This is a genomic window from Streptomyces sp. NPDC088733, from assembly GCF_044751185.1.
In the GTDB taxonomy this organism is placed as follows: domain Bacteria; phylum Actinomycetota; class Actinomycetes; order Streptomycetales; family Streptomycetaceae; genus Actinacidiphila.
In genome coordinates, this window is record NZ_JBIVLH010000019.1 from 118346 (window position 1) to 139666 (window position 21321).

Below are 21321 nucleotides of genomic sequence, written 5' to 3' on the forward strand. Positions count from 1 at the left end.
AGAACAGGGAGTTTCCGCCATGCGCGCTGTTGTGATCAGGGGATTCGGCGGGCCCGAGGTGCTGGAGGTCGTCGAGGCGCCGCTGCCCGAGCCGGGACCGGGCCAGGTCCGGATCCGGGTCGCCGCGGCCGGTCTCAATCCCGCCGATCTCGCCACCCGGGCCGGACTGTTCGGGCCCCGGGAACTGGGGCCCGGCGAGTTCCTCGGCCTGGGCTGGGACGTCGCCGGGACGGTCGACGCGCTCGGCGCCGGGGTCCCCGGCTTCGCGGAGGGCGCGGCCGTCGTGGGTCTGGTGAGCGGGTCGGGCCGGCTCAAGGCCCACGCCGAGTACGTCGTGCTCGACGCGGAGGCCGTCGCCGCGGCCCCCTCGTCCGTCGACCTCGTCCACGCCGCCACCGTCCCGGTCAACGCCCCCACCGCCGACCAGGCGCTCGGCCTGCTCGGCGCCCGGCCGGGCGACCGCCTGCTGGTCACCGGCGCCGCGGGCGCGGTCGGGGGCTTCGCCGTGCAGCTGGCCCACCACGCGGGGCTGCGCGTCGTCGCCCTGGCCCGCGGCGGCGACGCGCCGCTGCTGAGGGAGCTGGGGGCGGACGAGGCCGTGTCGTCCCTGGACGGCGTCCGGGTCGACGCGGCGCTCGACGCGGCGGCGCTCGGCGGTCCCGCCCTGGCCGCCGTCCGCGACGGCGGCGCCTACGTCACCACCCGGCCCGACGCGATCCCCGCCGCCGAACGCGGCGTCCGTGTCGCCGCCGTCCAGGTCCGCCCGGACGGCGCCCGCCTCGCGGAGCTGGCGGCGCTCGTGGACCGGGGCGTGCTCACCACCCGGGTGGCCGACACCTACCCCCTGGAGGAGGCGGCCAAGGCGCACGCGCGCCTCGCGGAGGGGGGCCTGCGGGGCAGGCTCGTGCTGGTGCCGTGACCGGGGGCCGGCGGCGACGGGCGCGGCTTCATCGTTTCGAGTGAATGTGCGATCGGGGCGCGACGGGAGGGCGGCGGCTGCGTGAGAATCGGAGCTGTCGTCAGTCGTACGTGCGGCCCCTGGAGGACCGATGAGCTCTCAGCCCCACTCGGGCCCCGCAGGGCACTCCTACGTCGCCGACGACCCGGAGACCGCACTGAAGTTCGCGATCCAGCACATGCGGGGGGACCGGGTGCAGCTGGTCGAGGGGGTGATCGATCAAGTGCCGCCGACCTGGGACCACGAAGACGTCGCGGACAGGGTCCGGGAGCAGATTCGGCCGGCCCTTCGCGTGCTCGGGTGCATCGCGGGTTCGGGCAATCTCGATCTTCCCGGGTCGAACAACTGGTACGTACCGGATCTGACCGTGGTGCCCCGTGAACTCGCCAAGGGAGCGCGGGCACTGCTGCCCGATCAGACCCTGCTGGTCGTGGAGGTCACCTCGGAGTCCAACGGCGACACCGACCGGATCGTCGAACGCCGCCGGTACGCCGAGTACGGCGCCCCGCTGTACCTCCTTGTCGACCGGCAGGAGCGCAGTTGCACCTTGTACGCGGAGCCGGGAGAGCTCGGCTACCAGGTGGTGGACGGTCCGCATCCCTTCGGCACACCGCTGCGTCTTCCCGAGCCCTTCGGTCTGGACCTGGACACCACGGAGTTCTGAGCTCGCGCCCCGCCGTCACAGCCCGTCGGCCAGCACCTCCGCGAGGTGCCGGGCGGGTACGCCCGCGAGCTGGGCGATCTGGGTGCGGCAGGAGTAGCCGTCGGCGAGGACGGCGGTGCCGGGGCGGGCGGCGCGCAGCGCGGGCAGCAGCTGCTCCTCGGCGCAGGCGACGGAGAGGTCGTAATGGCCGCGCTCGAAGCCGAAGTTGCCCGCGAGACCGCAGCAGCCGGCGGAGAGTTCCCCGGTGAGGCCGGCGCGGGCCCGCAGCCGGCGGTCGGGGCCGTCGCCGAGGACGGCGTGCTGGTGGCAGTGCGTCTGACCGGCGACGGGCGCTGCGAGCCGGGGCGGGGCCCAGCCGGGGGCGAACTCCTCCAGGGCCTCGGCGAAGGTGCGCACGGAGGAGGCCAGCGCGCGGGCGTCGTCCGTGCCGAGCAGTTCGGGCAGGTCGGTGCGGAGCGCGGCCGCGCAGCTGGGCTCCAGCACCACCACCGGCAGCCCGGCGCCGAGGACCGGCCGCAACCGGTCCACCGTGCGCCGCATGACGGCACGGGCCTGGTCGAGCTGGCCGGTGGAGACCCAGGTCAGGCCGCAGCAGACGGCCCGCGGGGGCAGGACCGGCCGGAGCCCCGCGGCTTCCAGGACGCGCACCGCGGCCCGGCCGGTCGCGGGGGACAGGCGGTCGGTGAAGGTGTCCGGCCACAGGAGAAGATCTCCCGCGGCCGGGGGGCCCGGTGGCCGGTGCGTCCGCCGCCACCAGCGGGTGAAGGACTCCTCGGCCAGCCGCGGCAGTGCCCGCTCCGGCGCGATGCCGGCCGCCCGCCGGGCCAGCGCCGCCAGCGGGCGTACCCCGGCCAGCGCGTTGAGCGTGCCCGCGAAGGGGCCGGCCGCGCGCAGCCACACCGGCAGGCGCCCCAGCGCGTAGTGGGCGGCGGGCCGCAGGCGCCGCCGGTAGTGGTGGTGCAGGAACTCGGCCTTGTACGTGGCCATGTCGACGCCCACCGGGCAGTCGCTGCGGCAGCCCTTGCAGGACCGGCACAGGTCCAGCGCGTCCAGGACCTCCGGTGAGCGCCAGCCGTCCGTGACGACCTCGCCCGCCAGCATCTCGTGCAGCAGGCGGGCCCGGCCCCGGGTGGAGTGCCGTTCCTCGCCCGTCGCGCGGAACGAGGGGCACATCACGCCCGCGCCCTGCGGCGGTTCGGCCTCTCGGCACTTGGCGACGCCGACGCAGCGGCGCACGGCCGTGGCGAAGTCCCCGCCGTCGTGCGGATATCCGAAGGCCACCTCGACGGGCTCCTTGGGCAGCACGGCGAACCGCAGGCCGGTGTCCAGCGGTTCCGGCCGCACCAGCATGCCGGGGTTGAGGCCGCCCGCCGGGTCGAGCAGGTCCTTGAACCGGCCGAACAGGCCGACCAGTTCGGGCCCGTACATGCGCGGCAGCAGCTCCGCGCGCGCCTTGCCGTCCCCGTGCTCGCCGGACAGCGAGCCGCCGTGCGCCACCACCAGGCCGGCCACGTCCTCCGAGAAACGGCGGAACCGCGCCACGCCCGCGTCGCGCACCAGGTCGAAGTCGATGCGCACGTGGATGCAGCCGTCGCCGAAGTGCCCGTACGGGGCGCCGCGCAGCCCGTGCGAGGCCAGCAGGGCGCGGAAGTCCCGCAGGTAGGCGCCCAGCCGGGCGGGTGGTACGGCGCAGTCCTCCCATCCGGGCCACGCCTCGGTGCTCTCGTCCGGCCCGGTCCTGATGCGCGTCGCCGTGCCGGCCGCGTCCTCCCGCAGCCGCCACAGGGCGCGTTGCGCGGCGGGATCGGTGATGACCGCGGAGGCCAGGGCGCCGTCGGCGCCCGCCAGCCGGCGCAGCGCGTTGGCCTCGCCGACGCCCGGCATCTCCACGAAGAGCCAGGCCGCGCCCTCGGGCAGCAGCTCGTTCCGGCCGCCCGTGGGGCCGCCGACCAGGTCGGCGGCCATTCCCTCGACGGTCAGCGGGCCGTACGGCAGCAGCGCCGGGGCCGCGTCGGCGGCGGCGCCCTCGTCCGGGTAGCCGAGGACGAGGAGCACCCGCACCGGCGGCGCCGGCACCAGCCGCACCTCCGCCTCGGTGACGACCGCGAGTGTGCCCTCGCTGCCGGTCAGGGCGCGGGCCAGGTCGCGGCCCCGCTCGGGCAGCAGCGCGTCCAGGGCGTAGCCGGAGATGCGGCGCGGCAGGTCCTGCGGGTACCCGGTGCGCAGCAGTGCCAGATGCGCGTCGGCGAAGGCCCGCACGTCCGCCCGGACCGGGTCGCGGGTGCGCAGCGGGTCGCCTCCGTAGGTGAGCGCCTCCAGTCCGCGCACGTTGTCCGCGGTGGTGCCCCAGGCGACCGAGTGCGTGCCGCAGGCGTTGTTGCCGATCATGCCGCCGAGGGTGCAGCGGGCGTGCGTGGACGGGTCGGGGCCGAAGGTCAGTCCGTGGTCGGCGGCGGCGCGCCGCAGGTCGTCCAGGACGACACCGGGCTGCACGCGGGCCGTCAACGCGTGCGGGTCCAGTGACACGATCCGGTGCATGTGCCGGGTGAAGTCGAGGACGACCCCCGTCCCCGTCGCCTGTCCCGCGATCGACGTGCCGCCGCCGCGCGGGACCACCGGCACCCCGTGCTCCCGGCACACCGCGAGCGCCGCCGCCACGTCCTCCGCGTCCCGCGGCGCCACCACGGCCAGCGGGACACGCCGGTAGTTGGACGCGTCCATCGTGACCAGCGCCCGGCTCTGCGGGTCGCAGGCGACCTCGCCCCGTACGGCCCGCTCCAGCGCCCGGCGCAGATCCTCCGTCATGCCCCCAGCCTGCCCCACCGCCGCGCATGTCTCACCGCGTGGACTACTCCCCGAAACCACGCCGTAACGCACTACGCTGCGAACGTGGCCGAGATCCAGATCCCCGCTGACATCAAGCCCGCCGACGGACGTTTCGGTTCGGGCCCCTCCAAGGTGCGGCCGGAGGCGCTCGACGCGCTGGCCGCGACCGGCACCTCGCTGCTGGGCACCTCTCACCGGCAGGCTCCGGTGAAGAACCTGGTCGGCCAGGTGCGCGACGGCATCAGGCAGCTGTTCTCCCTCCCCGAGGGCTACGAGGTGGTGCTCGGCAACGGCGGTTCCACCGCGTTCTGGGACATCGCCACGCACGGACTGATCGAGCGGAAGTCCCAGCACCTCAGCTTCGGCGAGTTCTCCTCGAAGTTCGCCAAGGCCGCCAAGCTCGCGCCCTGGCTGGACGAGCCGACCGTGATCGCCGCCGACCCGGGCTCCCACCCGGACGCGGCCGCCGAGGCCGGTGTCGACGTCTACGCCCTCACCCACAACGAGACCTCCACCGGTGTCGCGATGCCGCTGCGGCGCGTCGCGGGCGCCGACGAGGGCGCGCTGGTCCTGGTGGACGCCACCTCCGGCGCGGGCGGCCTGCCCGTGGACGTCACCGAGACCGACGTCTACTACTTCGCCCCGCAGAAGTCCTTCGCCGCCGACGGCGGCCTGTGGCTCGCGCTGTTCTCGCCGGCCGCGCTGGAGCGCGTCGAGCGGATCGCCGCCTCCGGCCGCCACATCCCGGCGTTCTTCGACCTGCCGACCGCGATCGACAACTCGAAGAAGAACCAGACGTACAACACCCCCGCGCTGGCCACCCTCTTCCTGCTGAACGAGCAGCTGGAGTGGATCAACGGCCAGGGCGGCCTGGAGTGGGCCGTCTCCCGCACGGCCGACTCCTCCTCGCGCCTGTACACCTGGGCCGAGAAGTCCGAGCACGCCACGCCGTTCGTCTCCGACCCGGCCAAGCGCTCCCAGGTCGTCGGCACCGTCGACTTCGCCGACGGCATCGACGCCGCCGCCATCGCCAAGGTGCTGCGCGCCAACGGCATCGTCGACACCGAGCCGTACCGCAAGCTCGGCCGCAACCAGCTGCGCGTCGCGATGTTCCCGGCCGTCGACCCGGCCGACGTGGAGGCGCTGACCGCCTGCGTCGACTACGTCGCCGAGCGGCTCTGACCCCAGCGGTACGCGAAGCCGGTGGGCGCCGCGCCCACCGGCTTCCGCGCGTTCAGGACGGGCGGCGGCCCCGGCGCAGCAGCCGGCGGCCCGCCACGACGACCGCGGCCAGTGCGGCGATGGTCAGGGCGCCGACCGCGAACTGCCCCATCGAGCGCGGCCCGACGCCGTCCGAGCCGTCGCCCGCCGCCTGCGCCCCGTTGCCGGAGCCGGACGACGAGCCGGACGGGGAGGCGCCGGCCTTGCTGACGTCGTCCGGGCGGTCGTCCCCCGTCAACGGGACGCGGTAGACCTCGCTGTCCTCGCCCTCGCTGCCGTACATCAGGTCGCGCCCGTCGGTGGTGAAGGTCACCGACTCGCCCTGCCGCTGCAGCGGCACGTGCATCTGGTCGATGCGGTGCGGGGTGCCGTCGGACCAGCGGTACATGAGGGCGCCGAAGTAGCCGCGCAGCACCAGGCGGCTGCCGTCGGGGGAGAAGGCGCCGTCGGTGATCCACAGCGGGATGTCGGCGGTCCGCCGGAAGACGTTCGTGCCGGAGGAGCTCAGCCGGGCCGGACCCTCGTAGAGCGCGCCGCCGTCCTCGTTCTTGCTCGCGATCCAGACCCGGCCGGTGCGCGGGTCGACCATCATCGCCTCGGCGTTGCGCGGCCCGGCGTCGTACTTCACGACGTACTGGGTGGCCTTCACCGTCTGGTCGGCCAGGCGCTTCGGCTCCGGGAAGCGGTAGATCCACACGTACGGCCAGCTGCCGCCGAGGTTGTCCCCGATGTCGCCGACGTAGATGTCGCCGTCCGGTCCGATGGAGATCGCCTCGACGTCGCGCGGACGGCCGACCCCGCGCATGGTGACGGTCGCGACGGTCTTCCCGGTCGCGGAGTCCACGGCGTAGACGTACGGGCCGTCGGAGCTGTCGTTGTGCGTCCAGTAGACCCCTTTGTGCAGCCGGCTGGCGGCCAGGCCGCTCGACTCGGTGATCCGCGGGTCCGTCATCGTGAAGGCCAGGGACTCGCCGTCGCTGTCGGCCGCCGCCGCGCTGCCGGCGAGGCCGGGAAGGCCGAGGAGCGGGACCGTGACGAGTGCGGAGGCCGCGGCGGCGGCGAACAGAGGACGCATGCGCATGCGCCCAGCCTGCCAGGTGAGCGGCTCAGCCGAAGTCCGGTGCAGCGGTACGGCTGCGCTTCAGTTCGAAGAACGCGGGGTACCCGGCCAGCAGCCGCACCCCCTCGAAGACCCGCAGGGCCTCCTCGCCGCGCGGCACGGAGGTCAGCACGGGCCCGAAGAACGCGACCCCGTCGATGTGGATCGTGGGGGTGCCCACCTCCTCGCCGACCGGGTCCATGCCCTCGTGGTGGCTCTTGCGCAGTTCCTCGTCGTACGCGGTGCTCCCCGCCGCCTCCGCGAGCGCCTCCGGCAGTCCCGCCTCGGCCAGCGCCTCGCGCAGCAGCGCGTCGGAGACGGGCCGGTCCTGGACGTGCAGCCGGGTGCCGAGCGCCGTGTACAGGTCGCGCAGCACCTCCTGTCCGTGGTGGTGCGCGGCGGCGACGCAGACCCGCACGGGGCCCCAGCCGGTGCGCAGCAGGCGCTCGTAGCGCTCCGGCAGGCCCTCGCGGCCCTCGTTGAGCACGGACAGGCTCATCACACGGAAGCGCAGGTCCAGGTCGCGCTGCCGCTCGACCTCCAGGATCCAGCGGGAGGTGATCCAGGCGAAGGGACAGACCGGGTCGAACCAGAAATCCACGGAATGCGTCACGGCCACGACACTAGGAGCGCAACGGCCCAGTGGACAGGGCCACTTCGGCTGCGGTGCGATGGGCCAATCCCGGGCCGGGCCGGAGTGCCTATCATCTCGTCTATGTCACGGCTGTCCCGAGCGTCCCGCCCGCCCCGCACCTCCTGGATGTTCGTCGGCGACTCCATGACCATCGGCAGCGCCGGCGACCTCACGTGGCGCTACCGCATGTGGCGGCATCTGAGCTCGCTCGGCGAGCCGTTCGCGGTGGTCGGCCCGCGCACCGCGCTGTACGACGCGGCGGCCGACGCCGCGGTCTCCCACGCCTACGGCGACCCGGCCTTCCCGGAGGAGGCGCGCCGCCACCTGGCGGGCTGGGGCGAGGGCTGGCTGCACATGGCGCCGCTGATCGAGGACGCGGTGCGCGAGCACGGCGCGGACGTGCTGCTGGTCTCCCTCGGGCTGATAGACCTCGGCTTCTACACCGACCCCGCGCAGACCGAGGAGAACCTGCGGCTGTTCGTCGAACGGGCGCGGGCCGCCAACCCCCGTGTCGCGGCGGTGCTGTTGCCGGTGATCCCCAACACCCGCTGCGTTCAGGACCCCGGATTCGCCGCGCAGTGCGAGGAGTTCAACACCCGGGCCGCCAAGGCCGTCGCGGACCTGGGCACCCCGGCGTCGCCCCTGCTGATGGCGTCCCGCCCGGCCGGCTGGGACCTGGACCGGCACACCTGGGACGGCACCCATCCCAGCGCCGCCGGGGAGCATTTGCTCGCCGCCGCCTTCGCCGACGCGATGCACCAGGCGTGGGGAACCGGGGCGCCGTACCGGGGCGTCTGACGGGCCCTCGGAACGGCCCTTGATTCGAGCGCACTCGAAGAGCTTGGGTGGTGCCCCATGGAGTACACACAGCTCGGACGCACCGGACTCAAGGTCAGCCGGCTCGTACTGGGAACGATGAACTTCGGCCCGCAGACGGACGAGGCCGACAGCCACGCGATCATGGACGCCGCGCTCGACGCGGGCGTCAACTTCTTCGACACCGCCAACGTCTACGGCTGGGGCGAGAACAAGGGCCGTACCGAGGAGATCATCGGTACCTGGTTCGCCCAGGGCGGCGGCCGCCGTGAGAAGACGGTCCTCGCGACCAAGGTGTACGGCAACATGGGCGCCGACGGCACCCCCTGGCCCAACGAGGACAAGCTCTCCGCGCTCAACATCCGCCGCGCGTGCGAGGCGAGCCTGAAGCGCCTGGGCACCGACCACATCGACCTCTACCAGTTCCACCACGTCGACCGCGCGACGCCGTGGGAGGAGATCTGGCAGGCCGTCGACGTCCTGGTGCAGCAGGGCAAGGTGCTCTACGCCGGGTCGTCGAACTTCGCCGGCTGGCACATCACCCGCGCCAACGAGGCCGCCGCGCGCCGCGGTTCGCTCGGCCTGGTCAGCGAGCAGTGCCTGTACAACCTGGCCGAGCGGCGCGCCGAGATGGAGGTCGTCCCGGCGGCCGAGGCCTACGGGCTGGGCGTCATCCCCTGGTCCCCGTTGCACGGCGGCCTGCTCGGCGGTGCCCTGCGCAAGGAGCGCGAGGGCGGCGGTGCCCGCTCGACCTCCGGCCGCAGCGCCGACACGCTGAAGGACCCCGCCGTGCGCGCCCAGGTGCAGAGTTACGAGGACCTGGTCGACAAGGCGGGCCTGCAGCCCGGCGACGTCGCCCTGGCCTGGCTGCTGACCCGGCCCGGCGTCACCGGCCCGATCGTCGGCCCGCGCACCCGCGAGCAGCTCGACTCCGCCCTGCGCGCGGTCGAACTGGAGCTGACGGAGGACCTGTTGGCCGACCTGGAGAACATCTTCCCGGGCACCGGACCCTCCCCGGAGGCCTTCGCCTGGTGACCTGCCCCGCGGCGCGGGCGGCCCCGGCACGGACACCGTCCGTGCCGGGGCCGCCCCGTCCGGCGCAAGCGCCCTGGTCCGGTCGCAGATTCACCCGGCCGGGCGCACGATGAGGATATGACGACAGCCAAGCAGATCATGCATCCAGGCGCCCGTGCGATCCCGGCGACCGAGAGCCTCGACCGGGCCGCGCAGCTCATGCGCGAACTCCACGTCGGAGCGCTTCCCGTCCACGGACCGGACGACCGGATGATGGGCATCATCACGGACCGCGACATCGTCGTGAAGTGCGTGGCGGCCGGCCGTGATCCGTCGAAGGTCACCTGCGGGGACCTCTGCGAGGGCACCCCGCGGTGGATCGACGCGGGAGCGGACGTCAACGACGTGCTGAGCGAGATGGAGACCCACCGCATCAAGCGGCTTCCGGTCGTCGAGAACAAGAAGCTCATCGGGATGATCACCGAGGCCGACCTGGCCCGGCACCTCACCGACGAGCAGATCGCCGAGTTCGTCGCGAACGTCTACGCCGAGACCTGAGCCGGGCTCCGGCCCGTCCCGCCGCCCCGGCCGGCTGCCGGGCCCGCCGACCCGTCGTCAGCGGATCAGCGCGCCCACGATCACCACGATCACCAGCAGGGCGAGGGCGGCGGTCATCACTCGGGTTCGGGTCTTCGGATCCACACAACGAGGTTAACCCCAGCGGTTCAGTGCCCCAGCGGGCAGGTCCGCAGTCGCTCGTAGCGGGGCTGTGCGCCCGGCACCCCAGGTGCGGGCGGACGGCTCCGCACGAGGGCGACGGAGTCGGCCTCCCACGGGGTGCCCCGGAAGGCGGCGAGCGCGTCCGTGAAGGGCCGCAGGCCCACCCGGCCGCGGTGACCGCGCTGCCGGGCCAGGGTCAGATGGGCATGGAAGCGGCTGTGCTCGTCCTCGTAGTGGACGCCGGCCCTGCGGGCCGCAGCCTGGGCGGCCTCCGCGACACGGGCCATCTCCAGGCCGTCCCCGGCTCCCGGGCCGTCCTGCCCGTCCAGTCCCGCCCACAAGGTGCGGTCGCCGAAGCGTCCGCCCCCGGCCAGGCCGGTGCGGTACGGCTGATGGCGCCTGGCCGCCCGGTCCAGGCGCTCGGCGAGCGCGGGCAGCAGGTCCTCGCCGACCTCCCCGAGGAACGCCAGCGTGATGTGCCACCCCGCAGGGTCCGTCCATCTCAGCCCGTCGGCGTCCGGCAGGGCGCGCAGCGCGGCCACCGCCTCGCCGAGTTCCGCCAGCGCCGCCCTGGGGGGCATGACCGCCACGAACAGCCTCATGCCCCCAGGGTCCCGCTGTCCGCGTCAGTCCGCGATGTCGCCGTAGCCCTCGACCTCGCGCGGGTCGCGGGGGCCGGGGCCCACGTAGCGGGCAGACGGGCGCACCAGGCGGCCGGTGCGCTTCTGCTCCAGGATGTGCGCCGACCAGCCGGCGGTGCGGGCGCAGCTGAACATCGACGTGAACATGTGCGCCGGGACCTCGGCGAAGTCCAGCATGATCGCCGCCCAGAACTCCACGTTCGTCGCCAGCACGCGGTCGGGGCGCCGCGCGTGCAGCTCCTCCAGCGCGGCCTTCTCCAGCGCCTCGGCGATCTCGTAGCGGGGCGCGCCCAGCTCACGGGCGGTGCGCCGCAGCACCCGCGCGCGGGGGTCCTCGGCGCGGTAGACGCGGTGGCCGAAGCCCATCAGGCGCTCGCCCTTGTCGAGGGCCTGCTTCACGTACGCCGTCGCGTCGCCGGTGCGCTCGATCTCCTCGATCATGCCCAGCACCCGCGAGGGCGCGCCGCCGTGCAGCGGTCCGGACATCGCGCCCACCGCGCCCGACAGGGCGGCGGCCACGTCGGCGCCGGTCGAGGCGATGACCCGGGCGGTGAAGGTGGAGGCGTTCATGCCGTGCTCGGCGGCGGACGTCCAGTAGGCGTCCACGGCCTTGACGTGCTTGGGGTCGGGCTCGCCGCGCCAGCGGATCATGAAGCGCTCGACGACGGTCTCCGCCTTGTCGATCTCGCTCTGCGGCACCATCGGCAGCCCCTGGCCGCGGGCGGACTGCGCCACGTAGGACAGCGCCATCACCGCGGCCCGCGCCAGGTCCTCGCGTGCCTGCTCGGCGTCGATGTCCAGCAGCGGCTTCAGGCCCCACACGGGGGCCAGCATCGCGAGCGCCGACTGCACGTCGACACGGATGTCGCCGGAGTGCACGGGGATCGGGAAGGGCTCGGCCGGCGGCAGGCCGGGGTTGAAGGCGCCGTCGACCAGCAGGCCCCACACGTTGCCGAAGGAGACATGGCCCACGAGGTCCTCGATGTCCACGCCGCGGTAGCGGAGGGCGCCGCCTTCCTTGTCGGGTTCGGCGATCTCCGTTTCGAAGGCGACGACTCCCTCGAGTCCGGGTACGAAGTCGGACATCAGGCGGCTCCTCTTGATGCGGTCGACGATCGGCGTGGGCGGTGCTTGTGGCACAGGGGTGTGGCACGGAGTGCCCGAACGATATCCCCGGGCGGCCGTCGGCGCTGTGTGCCGACGGATACCCGGCCTGTAAGTCTGTCCCCTCCCACGGATGGCGTGAAGCGTGAGGTGGGGCACATAATTCGCGGCACACCGTGCCGCGGGACGGCCGCCGTACTGCAAGATGTGGCGGGTGCAGCACCTCCATCACGATCCCGCCGCCATGCGCAAGCAGTACCGCACCCGCGGACTGGCCGAGGACGAGCTGGCCGCCGACCCGTACACGCAGTTCGCGCGCTGGTTCGCCGACGCCGTGAACGGCGGTATCGACGAGCCCAACGCCATGGTCGTGTCCACCGCGGACGCCGAGGGGCGGCCGGGTTCCCGGACCGTCCTGCTCAAGAGCTACGACCACCGCGGCTTCGTCTTCTTCACCAACTATCGGTCCAGGAAGGGCCGCGAGCTCGGCGAGCGGCCGTACGCCTCGCTCCTCTTCCCGTGGCACCCGATCGCCCGGCAGGTCATCGTCGGCGGCCGGGTGGAGCGCGTGACGCGGGAGGAGACCGAGGCGTACTTCCGCAGCAGGCCGCACGGCTCCCGCATCGGGGCCTGGGCGAGCGAGCAGTCCAGCACGATCGCCTCGCGGGAGGAGCTGGAGCGCCGGTACGCGGAGCTGGCCGAGCGCTGGCCGGAGGACGCGGACGTACCGGTGCCCCCGCACTGGGGCGGCTTCCGGGTGGTCGCGCGGACCGTGGAGTTCTGGCAGGGCCGGGAGAACCGGCTGCACGACCGCCTGCTGTACGAGGCGGACGGCGGGACTCCGGCGGAGGGCGGCTGGACGGTGCGGCGCCTGGCGCCGTAGCCGCCACGGGCCCGCAGACGCAGGCGACCCGCGGGCTGCTCCCTGGACGGAGGCCGTCCAGGCATCGGCCGGACGTATCCGACGAGCCCGCGGGTCGGGTGACTGCGATGGATTGGCCCGCGTCGCGCATCGCGCGCAGGCGAGGAGCGCGGTGCTAGCCCGCAGCCACCTCACGCGTCCGATGGGAACTCATTCTCCGGACCACCTCCCTTCGTGTGTGCTCGCCACTCTAGGAACGGGTCCGCCCCGCCACAACCCATTTATTGCGTCCCCCTTTAATGCACCCGCCGCCGGTGCGCACCGATTTCGGCGAACCGGCTGTGTCCTGGGTCACATCCGGGTTGAATGTTCCGACGTGCAGTCATTCGATGCGACGCCGCAGCTGCTCGCCGCGCTCCTCGACGGCATGGAGGCCGGACTCTGTGCCTTCGACCGCGACGGAGTGATCACGCACTGGAACTCCGAGGCCGTGCGCATCCTGGGCTGGACGCCCGAGGAGGCCGTCGGCCGCAAGGGCTTCGCCGGCTGGGCGGCCCGCACGGCCGACGCCGAGGAGGTCCGCACCCGGCTGCTCGCCGTGATGGACGCCGCCGGGCGGCAGGTGCACGAGTTCGCCCTGCTGACCAAGGACGGCCGCCGGGTGCTGGTACGCACCCAGTCCGCCGCCGTCCAGGGTGCCGACGGGCGGCCGGCCGGGGTCTACTGCGCGTTCTCCGAGGTGCACGCGCAGATCGACCTGGAGCGCTCGATCGCGCTCAGCGAGGCGCTGTTCGACGACGCCTCCTCCGGTGTCGTCCTGGTCGACGCGGACCTGCGCCCGGTCGTCGTCAACGCCTACGCCGCCCGCGTGCTGCACACGAGCCGGGACGCCCTGCTGGGGCGGCCGCTGGGCGACTTCCTCGACCAGGGCGTGGAGGAACTGGAGTCCGCGATGCAGCACGTGCTCGCGGAGGGCGCCCCTCCGGCGCCGTCCGAACTGTGGGTCGGCCTGCGCGAGGAGGGCGGCACCCGCTGCTGCTGGCGCAGCAGCTTCGTGCGGCTCGGCTCGCCGCTGGGGGAGGAGCCGGTGCCGCTCGGGGTGGGATGGCTCTTCCACGACATCACCGACGCCAAGCTCGCCGAGCAGGAGGCGGCGGTGCTGCGCTTCCGCGCCAACCAGCTGCAGCGGGCGGCCCGGGCGGTCGCCGAGTGCCGGGAGCCGATGGAGGCAGCCACCTGCTACGTGGACTTCGCGCTCGCGGGCTTCGCGGAGAACGCGCTGCTCGACGTGCTCACCGGGGACGGCACCCGGCTGGTGCGCGCCGCCGCCACGCCCCCCGGCGGCGCGGGCCCCTGCCTGCCCGTCGCCGGCGGCATCCCCGTGCGCTACGGGGAGGGCCATCCCGCGCTCCAGGCGGTGGCCCGCACCGGTGCCGTCCGCGCCTCCTTCGGCGCCCTCGCGGGCTCCGAGCCCGCCTCCCGGGCCCAGATCGACGCCTGGTCCGCCGCCCGCCGCTGGCCCGACGGCACCGTGCACGGGCTGTGCGCCGTGCTGCGCAGCCGCGGCCGCACCCTGGGCACGCTCACCTTCCTGCGGGGCATGGGGCGGCGCCCCTTCGACCGCGTGGACGCGGCCTTCGCGGAGGACGTGGCGCTGCGGGTGGCCGCGGCCCTGGACATGGCACCGCGGGGGCGGTAGCGCCTGCCGGGGGAGCCGCGGGGCCCTGCGGTCAGTGGCGGTAGAAGATCCGGTCCCGGTACTCGTCGAAGACCGCGGCGTTCCACTCGTGGCCGCCGTCCACGTTGCCCGAGCGCAGCATCGGAGGTGTGATCCCGCGCTCCGCGAGCCGCTGTGCCGCCGTCGCCACGACCGCCTGCATCAGGGCGCTGGTGACCACGGTGGAGGCGGGCCCGAAGGGCGCCGGGATGCCCTCGACGGTCAGCTCCGCGTCGCCGAGCGCGATCTTGCTGTCGATGACGATGTCGCAGTGGTCCTTCAGGAACGTGCCGCTGGAGTGCCGCGAGCGGGTCTCCTTCGTGTACGCGACCGAGGTCACGCCGACGACCGTGACGCCCATGGAGCGCGCGTCCCGCGCCATTTCCACGGGCAGGGGGTTGCGGCCGGACAGGGAGACGATCACCAGGACGTCCCCGGCGCGCAGCGGCGAGGTCCCGAGGACGACCCCGGCCAGGCCGTCGACCTGTTCCAGGGCGCTGCCGAGCGTCGCGGGGACGACGTCCACCCCGACCGCTCCGGGCACCGCGAGCAGGTTGACCAGCGCGAGACCGCCGGAGCGGTAGACGACGTCCTGGGCGGGGAGCGAGGAGTGCCCGGCCCCGTAGGCGAAGACCCGCCCCCCGGCGGCGACCGCGTCCGCGACGGCGCCGGCGGCCGCCTGGATCCCCTCGGACTCCTCGTCCCTCACGCGCCGCAGGAGTGCGATGGCGGCGTCGAAATATGTGGTGGCCAGATCGGTCATGCGGAGAACCGTGGTGGGCGCGGCGTCCGCCTGTCAACCGCGGGGGGCCGGTTGTCGGTCCGATGCGTCAGAATTGAGGCCAGGGCCACGCACGAGCCATCGAGGGGCACGCATGTCCGGACTCATCGACACGACGGAGATGTATCTCCGCACCATCCTGGAGCTGGAGGAGGAAGGCGTGGTCCCCATGCGCGCCCGAATCGCCGAGCGACTCGACCAGAGCGGTCCGACGGTGAGCCAGACCGTCGCGCGCATGGAGCGCGACGGCCTGGTGCACGTCGCCGGCGACCGGCATCTGGAGCTGACCTCCGAGGGGCGCCGTATCGCCACCCGCGTGATGCGCAAGCACCGGCTCGCCGAGTGCCTGCTGGTCGACGTGATCGGCCTGGAGTGGGAGCACGTGCACGCGGAGGCCTGCCGCTGGGAGCACGTGATGAGCGAGGCCGTCGAGCGCCGTGTCCTGGAGCTGCTGCGGCACCCGACGGAGTCGCCGTACGGGAACCCGATCCCGGGCCTGGAGGAGCTGGGCGACAAGGACGGCGCGGACCCGTTCCTGGACGAGGGCATGGTCAGCCTGAGCGAACTGGAGAGCGGGCTCTCCGGCGCGAGCGTGGTGGTGCGGCGGATCGGCGAGCCCATCCAGAACGACGCGCAGCTGATGTACACGCTGCGGCGGGCCGGTGTGCAGCCCGGCGCGGTGGTGTCGGTGACCCCTTCGGCGGGCGGCGTGCTCGTCGGCAGCGGCGGCGAGGCCGCGGAGCTGAGCAGCGACACCGCCTCGCACGTCTTCGTCGCCAAGCGGTAGGCGTCCGGCCCGCGCGGGAGCCGCCGTGGTGGGAGGGACCCCGGCGCCTCCCCTTGCGCCGGAATCCCCTCCTCCCCCTCCCCGTCCCCCCGGTCCCCGTGGAGGCCACCCGGATCCCCGAGCTGTCCGGGTGGCTCCCCGCTGCCCGTCTTCCCCGCCGGGCCGCGTCCCGCTGAAGTCCTCCCCTCGGCGCGCGCCGACAATCCTTGAGCGCTGTCACTCGAAAGAGCGGTGTTGCGTGTGTGAAGACCTCTCTCGAACAGAAATTCGATAGCCTGGGGTCCTGAGAACGTCACGCACCAGGGGGCGCCACATGGCCAGGCGTAGGGAAATCACCGGAGCGGACGGCCTCCCGCTCACCGCGTGGGAGCACAGCGGTGGGCCGGGAGCGGCCTCCGGCCCCGCCGTCCTGCTGCTCCACGGGCTGATGGGGCGTGCCTCCCAGTGGGCCGGCACCGCCCGGCGGCTCGTCGGGCGCCACCGCGTCGTCGCGCTGGACCAGCGCGGGCACGGGCACAGCCCCAAGCCCGAGGGGCCGTACTCGCGGGAGGCGTACGTCGGCGACGCCGCCGCCGCGATCGAACAGCTGGGGCTCGGCCCGGCCGTCGTCGTCGGGCACGCGATGGGCGCCCTGACCGCCTGGCAGCTCGCCGCCCGCCGGCCGTCCCTGGTCGGCGCCGTGGTGCTGTGCGACATGCGCGCGGCGGCCGTCGGCGAGGCCGACCAGCGGTCCTGGGAGGAGTGGTTCCGGGCCTGGCCGGTGCCCTTCCCCAGCCTGGACGCGGTGCGCCGGTGGTTCGCCGAGGAGGACCCCCGGGTGGAGGGCCGCCGTCCGGCCCGCGGGGAGTTCTTCGCCGAGGTGATGGAGGAGGGCGGCGACGGATGGCGCCCGGTGTTCGACCGGCGCCACATGCTGCGCTCCCGCGAGCCCTGGGTGCACGACGCCCACTGGGAGGAACTGGCCCAGGTCCCCTGCCCCGCCCTGGTGGTGCGCGGGCCGGACGGCGACCTCGGCCGCGCCGAGGCCCAGGAGATGGTCCGCGTCCTGCCCCGGGGCGCGTACGCGGAGGTCCCCGACGCCGGGCACCTGGTCCCCTGGGACCAGCCCGAGGCCTGGTGCACGGCGATCGAGAGCTTCCTCGCGGATGTCGCGCACGCCCCGGACGCCGCCGCAGCCCCGGTGTGCCGCGTGGGCTAGGCGGGGGCTCCCGGGGCGTTCTGGCGGGGCGTCAGGCGAAGACGACCGTGCGGTGGCCGTTGAGCAGCACGCGGTGCTCGCTGTGCCACTTCACGGCACGCGCCAGCGCCTGGCACTCCACATCGCGCCCGACGGCGACCAGTTGATCGGGGGTCAGGTCGTGCCCGACCCGCTCGACCTCCTGCTCGATGATCGGTCCCTCGTCGAGGTCCGCGGTCACGTAGTGCGCGGTGGCGCCGATGAGCTTCACACCGCGGGCGTGGGCCTGGTGGTAGGGGCGGGCGCCCTTGAAGCTCGGCAGGAAGGAGTGGTGGATGTTGATGATCCGCCCGGAGAGCTCCTTGCACAGATGGTCCGAGAGGACCTGCATGTAGCGGGCGAGGACGACCAGCTCCACCCCCTCCTTCTCCACCAGCGCCAGGAGCTGCGCCTCGGCCTCGGCCTTGGTCTCCTTGGTCACCGGGATGTGGTGGAAGGGGACGCCGTAGGAGCCGGCCAGCTCCTTGAAGTCGGTGTGGTTGGACACGACGGCGGCGATCTCCACGGGCAGCGCGCCGATGCTGGTGCGGAAGAGCAGGTCGTTGAGGCAGTGCCCGTACTTGCTGACCAGCAGCACGATCCGCATCCGCTCGCCGGACGGCGTGATCTGCCAGTCCATCCCGTAGGCGTCCGCCACGGCGGCGAAGCTGGCCCGCAGCTTCTCCGCGCCGACCGGGTGGTCGGAGGTGAAGTGCACCCGCATGAAGAACAGTCCCGTGTCCCGGTCACCGAACTGCTGGCTGTCCTCGATGTTGCACCCGGTCATGAAGAGATAGCTCGACACGGCGTGCACGATGCCCGGCTTGTCGGGGCAGGACAGCGTGAGGATGTACTGCTCGGCGGGCTGGGGCGACTCGTCGACGGCGTTCACAGGCCCAGCCTGGCACACACGGCGCCCGCTGATCCAAGACGTCCACGGGCCGGTCGTGTGCCGCGTCGCTCAGGCGGTCCTCATGTAGATCTTGAGGACATCCAGTGAACGCGGCGGCGCGTCCGGGTCCTCGCCGTCGGCCGTCGCCAGGCGTACATGCGCCTCGCGGGCCGCGCGGACCGCCTCGGTCCAGGCGTGGTGCTCCAGGTAGGCCGAGATCGGCGCGTCGGCGCCCACCTGGTGCAGGATCTTCAGGACGCGCAGCACGGCGACGTCGACGAGCGCGGCCTCCTGCGAGTCGCGGAAGACCGTTCCGACGTACTTCTCGGCGGACCAGTTGTCGAGCCATGTGTCCTCGACCAGGCGGTAGACGGCGTCCGTCACGTCCCCGTAGCCGGGCCGGCCGGCCAGCCAGGTCTCCTGGTGGAAGACCGGGTCGCTGATCATGTGCAGCGCGGAGCGCACATTGGCGCGCCAGCGCCACCACGGCATGTCATTGAGCGGCATGTCCCCCATCGTGGAGGAGCGGACACGCCGGCGGGAAGACTTCTCGGCACTCTGCACAGTGCACGATCGTACGTGCTCCAGATAGGAGCACATTATTTTCACCCGGCCGTTGTCCTGTGTTCCCTTGCGTTCACCCTGGAGTTGTGGATCGAGCGGAATCGTCCCGTTCCATGAGTGATTGGCGTTCGCGAACGGCCGTTCCCCTTGTCAGCGCGGCGGCCGGCGTCGCTCTGCTGGTCGGCTGCGGCGTGCTCCCGGGGGGGACTGGGGGTTCGACCGGACCGGTCGTAGTGATGACATGGGCTCCAGTAGAGACCAGCGCGACCAATATGCCGGGAATGCCGGCGATGGCACAGACCTTCGCCAAGTACGTCAACGCCAAGGGCGGCATCGGCGGACGTGAGCTGAAGGTCATCAGCTGCAACGAGCACAACACCTCCCTGGGCGCGCAGGATTGCGCCCAGCGTGCCGCCGACGAGGGTGCCGTCGCCGTCATCGGCTCGTACAGCCAGTACGGCGCCGCCTTCACCTCCACGCTGGAGGCGGAGGGCATCCCCTACATCGGTGGTTACGGCGTCACGCAGGACGAGTTCGAGAGTCCGTTGTCGTACCCGATCAACGGCGGTCTGACCGTGCTCATGGCCGGCAACGGCCGCCAGCTCGCCGGCAAGTGCGACAAGGTGAGCCTGGTCCGTCCCGACACGGCGGCCGGCGATCTGTTCGCCCGTTTCCTCGACACGGGCCTGCAGGACGCCGGGCGGACGAAGGCGAAGGACTTGCGCGCCAAGGAGGACTCCACCGACTACAACCAGATCGCCCTCCAGGCGGTCGGTGAGAACAAGGCCGACGAGTGCGTCAGTGCGGCCCTCGGTGACAAGACCGCCACCTTCTTCGACGCGTTCCGCCGCACCACCACCCACAACCCGGTGACCGGCAAGGACGAGAAGCCCAAGGCCCTCATCGCGTCCGTGCTCGGCAGTGTGCAGCAGTCCACGCTCGACAGCACCGGCGGCCCGAACAGCCCGCTGGAGGGCGCGTACGTCACCGGCTGGTACCCCCCGGCCTCCGACGCGCGCTGGGCGACGATGCGCCAGGCCATCAGCAAGTACGCGTTCGGCAACAACGACATCGACCCCGACGACCCGGGCGTGCAGACGACATGGATCGCCTACACGGCCTTCGCCGAGGTCGTCGGTGAGATGGGCAACGACGCGCCGATCACCGCCGCCACCGTGAAGGCGGCCCTCGACAAGGCGCACGGCATCTCCACCGGCGGGCTCACGCCGCCCCTGGGCTGGCGCGAGCAGGACGCCGCCTCGATCATCGACCAGCCGCGCATGGTCAACGGCAAGGTGACCTACCAGAAGGTCGTGAACGGCAAGCTGGTCGCCGTGAGCAACGGCTTCGTCGACATGACCAAGACGCTGGAGAGCGCCCCGCGCGAATGAGCCGGGAACCGGCCCGGGACCAGGGCCGGCCGTACGTGCGAAAGCCCCGGAGCGGTGTACTCCGGGGCTTTTCCGCGCGCGGGCCGCGCCCGGTCAGATCTGGGTGTACTGGTGCTCGGTGAGGTCGTACTTCTTGGCGATGGTGTTCCACAGGCCGACGGCCGTCTTCTTGGCCTGCGTGGCGTTGCCGCTCTCGTTGTTGCCGGCGGCGGTCTGCCCGGTGGTGCGGGCCTTTCCGTGCTTGCACATCCGCTTGCCGTCGCGCACCTGGTCGGCCCAGGCCGCGTAGTGGTTGTCGGCGGCGGCCGAGGCGGACCACGCCTTGTTCAGGGCCTCCACCAGCCGCTGGTGATCGGGCAACTGGTCCACGGAGAGGGTCTTCAGGCGGGCTATCAGCTCGCCGCGCTGCTTGGCCGCCGCCCGCAGATCGGTGGCCGCCTGGTCGAGGTTGTCGCACTGGTTGATGTTCGCGACCGCGTTGATGACGGCGGTGCGGCTGCCGCCGCTCTCCTTCAGCAGCGAGTCCAGCTCTCCCGCCTGCTTCTCCGCCGCGCTCGCGTCGTTCCCGCCGCCGGAGCCGTCCGGGGCCCCGGAGGGGGAGGCGGACTGGCCGGCGGACGCCGTCGGGCCGGTGTCGTCCCCGCCGCTCATGAGGGCTCCCGCGGCGAGGCCGGCTATCGCGCAGCCGCCCACGACGATGCCTATGAGGGCCGCGGGGGAGAGCTTGCGGCTGCGGCGCGGGCGCTCCTCGTAGGAGGCGTCGTACGTGTCGTACGTCTCGTACGAGGGGGCCTGCGGCTGCTGCTGCTGGTAGACCTGCGGCTGGTAGGCCGACTGCTGCTGCGGCAGGTTCTGCGACGGCGACGGGCCGTCCTGGCGGTACAGGTGGCCGAAGTCGTCCTGCGGCTCCTGCTGCGGCTGCTGCGGGTAGCCGTACGCCGGCGCCGGGGACGGCGAGAGGTCCTCGTAGCGCGGCAGGTGCTGCGTCGCCTCCGCCGGGCCCGGGGCGCCGGGGTGGAGGTCGAAGGGCGCCGACTGGGACGCCGGGAACGGGGGCAGCATCTGGGTGGCGTCGGCCTGGCCCGGGAACTGCGGCAGGGGCTGCCCGACGTCGTGGACGGCCGGGGGCTGCGCCTGCGGGTAGGGCGGGAAGAGCTGCGTCGCGTCGCTGTCCGGCAGGGGCGCCTGGGGCGCGTAGTACGGGTCCTGCTGCGCCGGCTGGCCCCAGGGCCGGCCGCCGGCCGGACTGCCGCCCCACGCCGGGGGCAGCTCGGGCTCGGGTGCGCGCCCCTGTGCGGGCAGCACCACTCCCTCGTGCACCTCCGGATACGCCTCGTCACCGCGTCCGCCGTGCATCACCGCTACCTCTGCCTTCTCCGTCGACACGGAATCGTCGGCTCACGCTACCGGGTCG

20 protein-coding genes are annotated in these 21321 nt (G+C 73.2%); 11 read left to right on the plus strand and 9 right to left on the minus strand.

From position 1 onward, the window contains the following. Window positions 1–19: 19 nt before the first annotated feature. Window positions 20–919 (plus strand): NADP-dependent oxidoreductase, encoded by a 900-nt coding sequence (locus ACIP64_RS29440; RefSeq protein ID WP_401592488.1) that lies wholly within the window; start codon window positions 20–22, stop codon window positions 917–919. Window positions 920–1049: 130 nt separating this feature from the next. Further along, a complete protein-coding gene (locus tag ACIP64_RS29445) occupies window positions 1050–1622 on the plus strand; it encodes a Uma2 family endonuclease (protein WP_401592490.1) in 573 nt (190 codons plus the stop codon). Window positions 1623–1637: 15 nt separating this feature from the next. On the opposite strand, the gene ACIP64_RS29450 is transcribed toward ACIP64_RS29445, so the two are convergent. After that, complete coding sequence (locus tag ACIP64_RS29450; RefSeq protein WP_401592492.1) at window positions 1638–4427, minus strand: FAD-binding and (Fe-S)-binding domain-containing protein; 2790 nt, start codon at window positions 4425–4427, stop codon at window positions 1638–1640. 84 nt (window positions 4428–4511) lie between these two features. On the opposite strand from ACIP64_RS29450, the gene serC reads away from it, so the two are divergent. Further along, on the plus strand, window positions 4512–5630 hold the full coding sequence (gene serC, locus ACIP64_RS29455; protein WP_360901084.1) for a phosphoserine transaminase: 1119 nt from the start codon (window positions 4512–4514) through the stop codon (window positions 5628–5630). Window positions 5631–5682: 52 nt separating this feature from the next. On the opposite strand, the gene ACIP64_RS29460 is transcribed toward serC, so the two are convergent. Both ACIP64_RS29460 and ACIP64_RS29465 read right to left on the minus strand, forming a co-directional pair. Beyond that, a complete protein-coding gene (locus ACIP64_RS29460; RefSeq protein ID WP_401592594.1) occupies window positions 5683–6744 on the minus strand; it encodes a hypothetical protein in 1062 nt (353 codons plus the stop codon). A 31-nt stretch (window positions 6745–6775) separates the two neighbouring features. Next, on the minus strand, window positions 6776–7381 hold the full coding sequence (locus tag ACIP64_RS29465; RefSeq protein WP_401592494.1) for a DsbA family protein: 606 nt from the start codon (window positions 7379–7381) through the stop codon (window positions 6776–6778). 147 nt (window positions 7382–7528) lie between these two features. Between ACIP64_RS29465 and ACIP64_RS29470 the strand changes: the two genes are divergently transcribed. The 3 genes from ACIP64_RS29470 (at window position 7529) to ACIP64_RS29480 (ending at window position 9790) form a co-directional block, all read left to right on the plus strand. Further along, window positions 7529–8200 carry a GDSL-type esterase/lipase family protein gene (locus ACIP64_RS29470; protein WP_401592596.1) on the plus strand — a complete coding sequence of 224 codons (672 nt, stop codon included), beginning with the start codon at window positions 7529–7531 and terminating at the stop codon, window positions 8198–8200. A gap of 57 nt (window positions 8201–8257) precedes the next feature. Beyond that, a complete protein-coding gene (locus ACIP64_RS29475; RefSeq protein WP_401592496.1) occupies window positions 8258–9253 on the plus strand; it encodes an aldo/keto reductase in 996 nt (331 codons plus the stop codon). A 117-nt stretch (window positions 9254–9370) separates the two neighbouring features. After that, the gene (locus tag ACIP64_RS29480; protein WP_360901092.1) at window positions 9371–9790 is read left to right on the plus strand and encodes a CBS domain-containing protein; all 420 of its coding nucleotides are present in this window, start codon (window positions 9371–9373) and stop codon (window positions 9788–9790) included. A 167-nt stretch (window positions 9791–9957) separates the two neighbouring features. Here ACIP64_RS29480 and thpR read toward each other — a convergent pair whose 3' ends face one another. Further along, on the minus strand, window positions 9958–10554 hold the full coding sequence (gene thpR / locus ACIP64_RS29485) for an RNA 2',3'-cyclic phosphodiesterase (RefSeq protein ID WP_401592499.1): 597 nt from the start codon (window positions 10552–10554) through the stop codon (window positions 9958–9960). Between the two features lie 24 nt (window positions 10555–10578). Continuing rightward, entirely contained in the window at window positions 10579–11679 is a 1101-nt protein-coding gene (locus ACIP64_RS29490; protein ID WP_401592501.1) for a citrate synthase 2, read from the minus strand. 262 nt (window positions 11680–11941) lie between these two features. Here ACIP64_RS29490 and pdxH point away from each other — a divergent pair, with 262 nt between their 5' ends. Next, the gene (gene pdxH, locus ACIP64_RS29495; protein WP_401592598.1) at window positions 11942–12580 is read left to right on the plus strand and encodes a pyridoxamine 5'-phosphate oxidase; all 639 of its coding nucleotides are present in this window, start codon (window positions 11942–11944) and stop codon (window positions 12578–12580) included. A 355-nt stretch (window positions 12581–12935) separates the two neighbouring features. Beyond that, the gene (locus ACIP64_RS29500) at window positions 12936–14258 is read left to right on the plus strand and encodes a PAS domain-containing protein (RefSeq protein ID WP_401592503.1); all 1323 of its coding nucleotides are present in this window, start codon (window positions 12936–12938) and stop codon (window positions 14256–14258) included. 31 nt (window positions 14259–14289) lie between these two features. On the opposite strand, the gene ACIP64_RS29505 is transcribed toward ACIP64_RS29500, so the two are convergent. Continuing rightward, entirely contained in the window at window positions 14290–15039 is a 750-nt protein-coding gene (locus ACIP64_RS29505) for an SIS domain-containing protein (RefSeq protein WP_401592505.1), read from the minus strand. Window positions 15040–15151: 112 nt separating this feature from the next. Between ACIP64_RS29505 and ACIP64_RS29510 the strand changes: the two genes are divergently transcribed. After that, window positions 15152–15844, plus strand: coding sequence for a metal-dependent transcriptional regulator (locus tag ACIP64_RS29510; RefSeq protein ID WP_360901107.1), 693 nt, complete (start codon window positions 15152–15154; stop codon window positions 15842–15844). Window positions 15845–16157: 313 nt separating this feature from the next. Then, window positions 16158–17042, plus strand: coding sequence for an alpha/beta fold hydrolase (locus ACIP64_RS29515; protein ID WP_401592507.1), 885 nt, complete (start codon window positions 16158–16160; stop codon window positions 17040–17042). 31 nt (window positions 17043–17073) lie between these two features. Here ACIP64_RS29515 and purU read toward each other — a convergent pair whose 3' ends face one another. Both purU and ACIP64_RS29525 read right to left on the minus strand, forming a co-directional pair. After that, window positions 17074–17952 carry a formyltetrahydrofolate deformylase gene (gene purU, locus ACIP64_RS29520; RefSeq protein ID WP_360901113.1) on the minus strand — a complete coding sequence of 293 codons (879 nt, stop codon included), beginning with the start codon at window positions 17950–17952 and terminating at the stop codon, window positions 17074–17076. Window positions 17953–18021: 69 nt separating this feature from the next. Beyond that, complete coding sequence (locus tag ACIP64_RS29525) at window positions 18022–18468, minus strand: hypothetical protein (RefSeq protein ID WP_401592510.1); 447 nt, start codon at window positions 18466–18468, stop codon at window positions 18022–18024. A gap of 161 nt (window positions 18469–18629) precedes the next feature. Between ACIP64_RS29525 and ACIP64_RS29530 the strand changes: the two genes are divergently transcribed. Continuing rightward, window positions 18630–19907, plus strand: a complete 1278-nt coding sequence (locus ACIP64_RS29530; protein WP_401592512.1) for an ABC transporter substrate-binding protein — start codon at window positions 18630–18632, stop codon at window positions 19905–19907. Window positions 19908–20000: 93 nt separating this feature from the next. On the opposite strand, the gene ACIP64_RS29535 is transcribed toward ACIP64_RS29530, so the two are convergent. Further along, window positions 20001–21263, minus strand: coding sequence for a hypothetical protein (locus ACIP64_RS29535; protein ID WP_401592514.1), 1263 nt, complete (start codon window positions 21261–21263; stop codon window positions 20001–20003). Between the last annotated feature and the right edge of the window lie 58 nt (window positions 21264–21321).

What these genes read in the sequence shown, in the direction of transcription:
- ACIP64_RS29440 (WP_401592488.1), top strand. Translation starts at nt 20, where the DNA reads ATGCGCGCTGTTGTGATCAGGGGATTCGGCGGGCCCGAGGTGCTGGAG.
- ACIP64_RS29505 (WP_401592505.1), bottom strand. Translation starts at nt 15,039, where the DNA reads ATGACCGATCTGGCCACCACATATTTCGACGCCGCCATCGCACTCCTG.
- ACIP64_RS29475 (WP_401592496.1), top strand. Translation starts at nt 8,258, where the DNA reads ATGGAGTACACACAGCTCGGACGCACCGGACTCAAGGTCAGCCGGCTC.
- ACIP64_RS29445 (WP_401592490.1), top strand. Translation starts at nt 1,050, where the DNA reads ATGAGCTCTCAGCCCCACTCGGGCCCCGCAGGGCACTCCTACGTCGCC.
- ACIP64_RS29470 (WP_401592596.1), top strand. Translation starts at nt 7,529, where the DNA reads ATGTTCGTCGGCGACTCCATGACCATCGGCAGCGCCGGCGACCTCACG.
- thpR (WP_401592499.1), bottom strand. Translation starts at nt 10,554, where the DNA reads ATGAGGCTGTTCGTGGCGGTCATGCCCCCCAGGGCGGCGCTGGCGGAA.
- ACIP64_RS29515 (WP_401592507.1), top strand. Translation starts at nt 16,158, where the DNA reads ATGGCCAGGCGTAGGGAAATCACCGGAGCGGACGGCCTCCCGCTCACC.
- ACIP64_RS29460 (WP_401592594.1), bottom strand. Translation starts at nt 6,744, where the DNA reads ATGCGTCCTCTGTTCGCCGCCGCCGCGGCCTCCGCACTCGTCACGGTC.
- ACIP64_RS29530 (WP_401592512.1), top strand. Translation starts at nt 18,630, where the DNA reads ATGAGTGATTGGCGTTCGCGAACGGCCGTTCCCCTTGTCAGCGCGGCG.
- ACIP64_RS29480 (WP_360901092.1), top strand. Translation starts at nt 9,371, where the DNA reads ATGACGACAGCCAAGCAGATCATGCATCCAGGCGCCCGTGCGATCCCG.
- ACIP64_RS29525 (WP_401592510.1), bottom strand. Translation starts at nt 18,468, where the DNA reads ATGGGGGACATGCCGCTCAATGACATGCCGTGGTGGCGCTGGCGCGCC.
- ACIP64_RS29490 (WP_401592501.1), bottom strand. Translation starts at nt 11,679, where the DNA reads ATGTCCGACTTCGTACCCGGACTCGAGGGAGTCGTCGCCTTCGAAACG.
- ACIP64_RS29450 (WP_401592492.1), bottom strand. Translation starts at nt 4,427, where the DNA reads ATGACGGAGGATCTGCGCCGGGCGCTGGAGCGGGCCGTACGGGGCGAG.
- ACIP64_RS29535 (WP_401592514.1), bottom strand. Translation starts at nt 21,263, where the DNA reads ATGCACGGCGGACGCGGTGACGAGGCGTATCCGGAGGTGCACGAGGGA.
- ACIP64_RS29510 (WP_360901107.1), top strand. Translation starts at nt 15,152, where the DNA reads ATGTCCGGACTCATCGACACGACGGAGATGTATCTCCGCACCATCCTG.
- pdxH (WP_401592598.1), top strand. Translation starts at nt 11,942, where the DNA reads ATGCGCAAGCAGTACCGCACCCGCGGACTGGCCGAGGACGAGCTGGCC.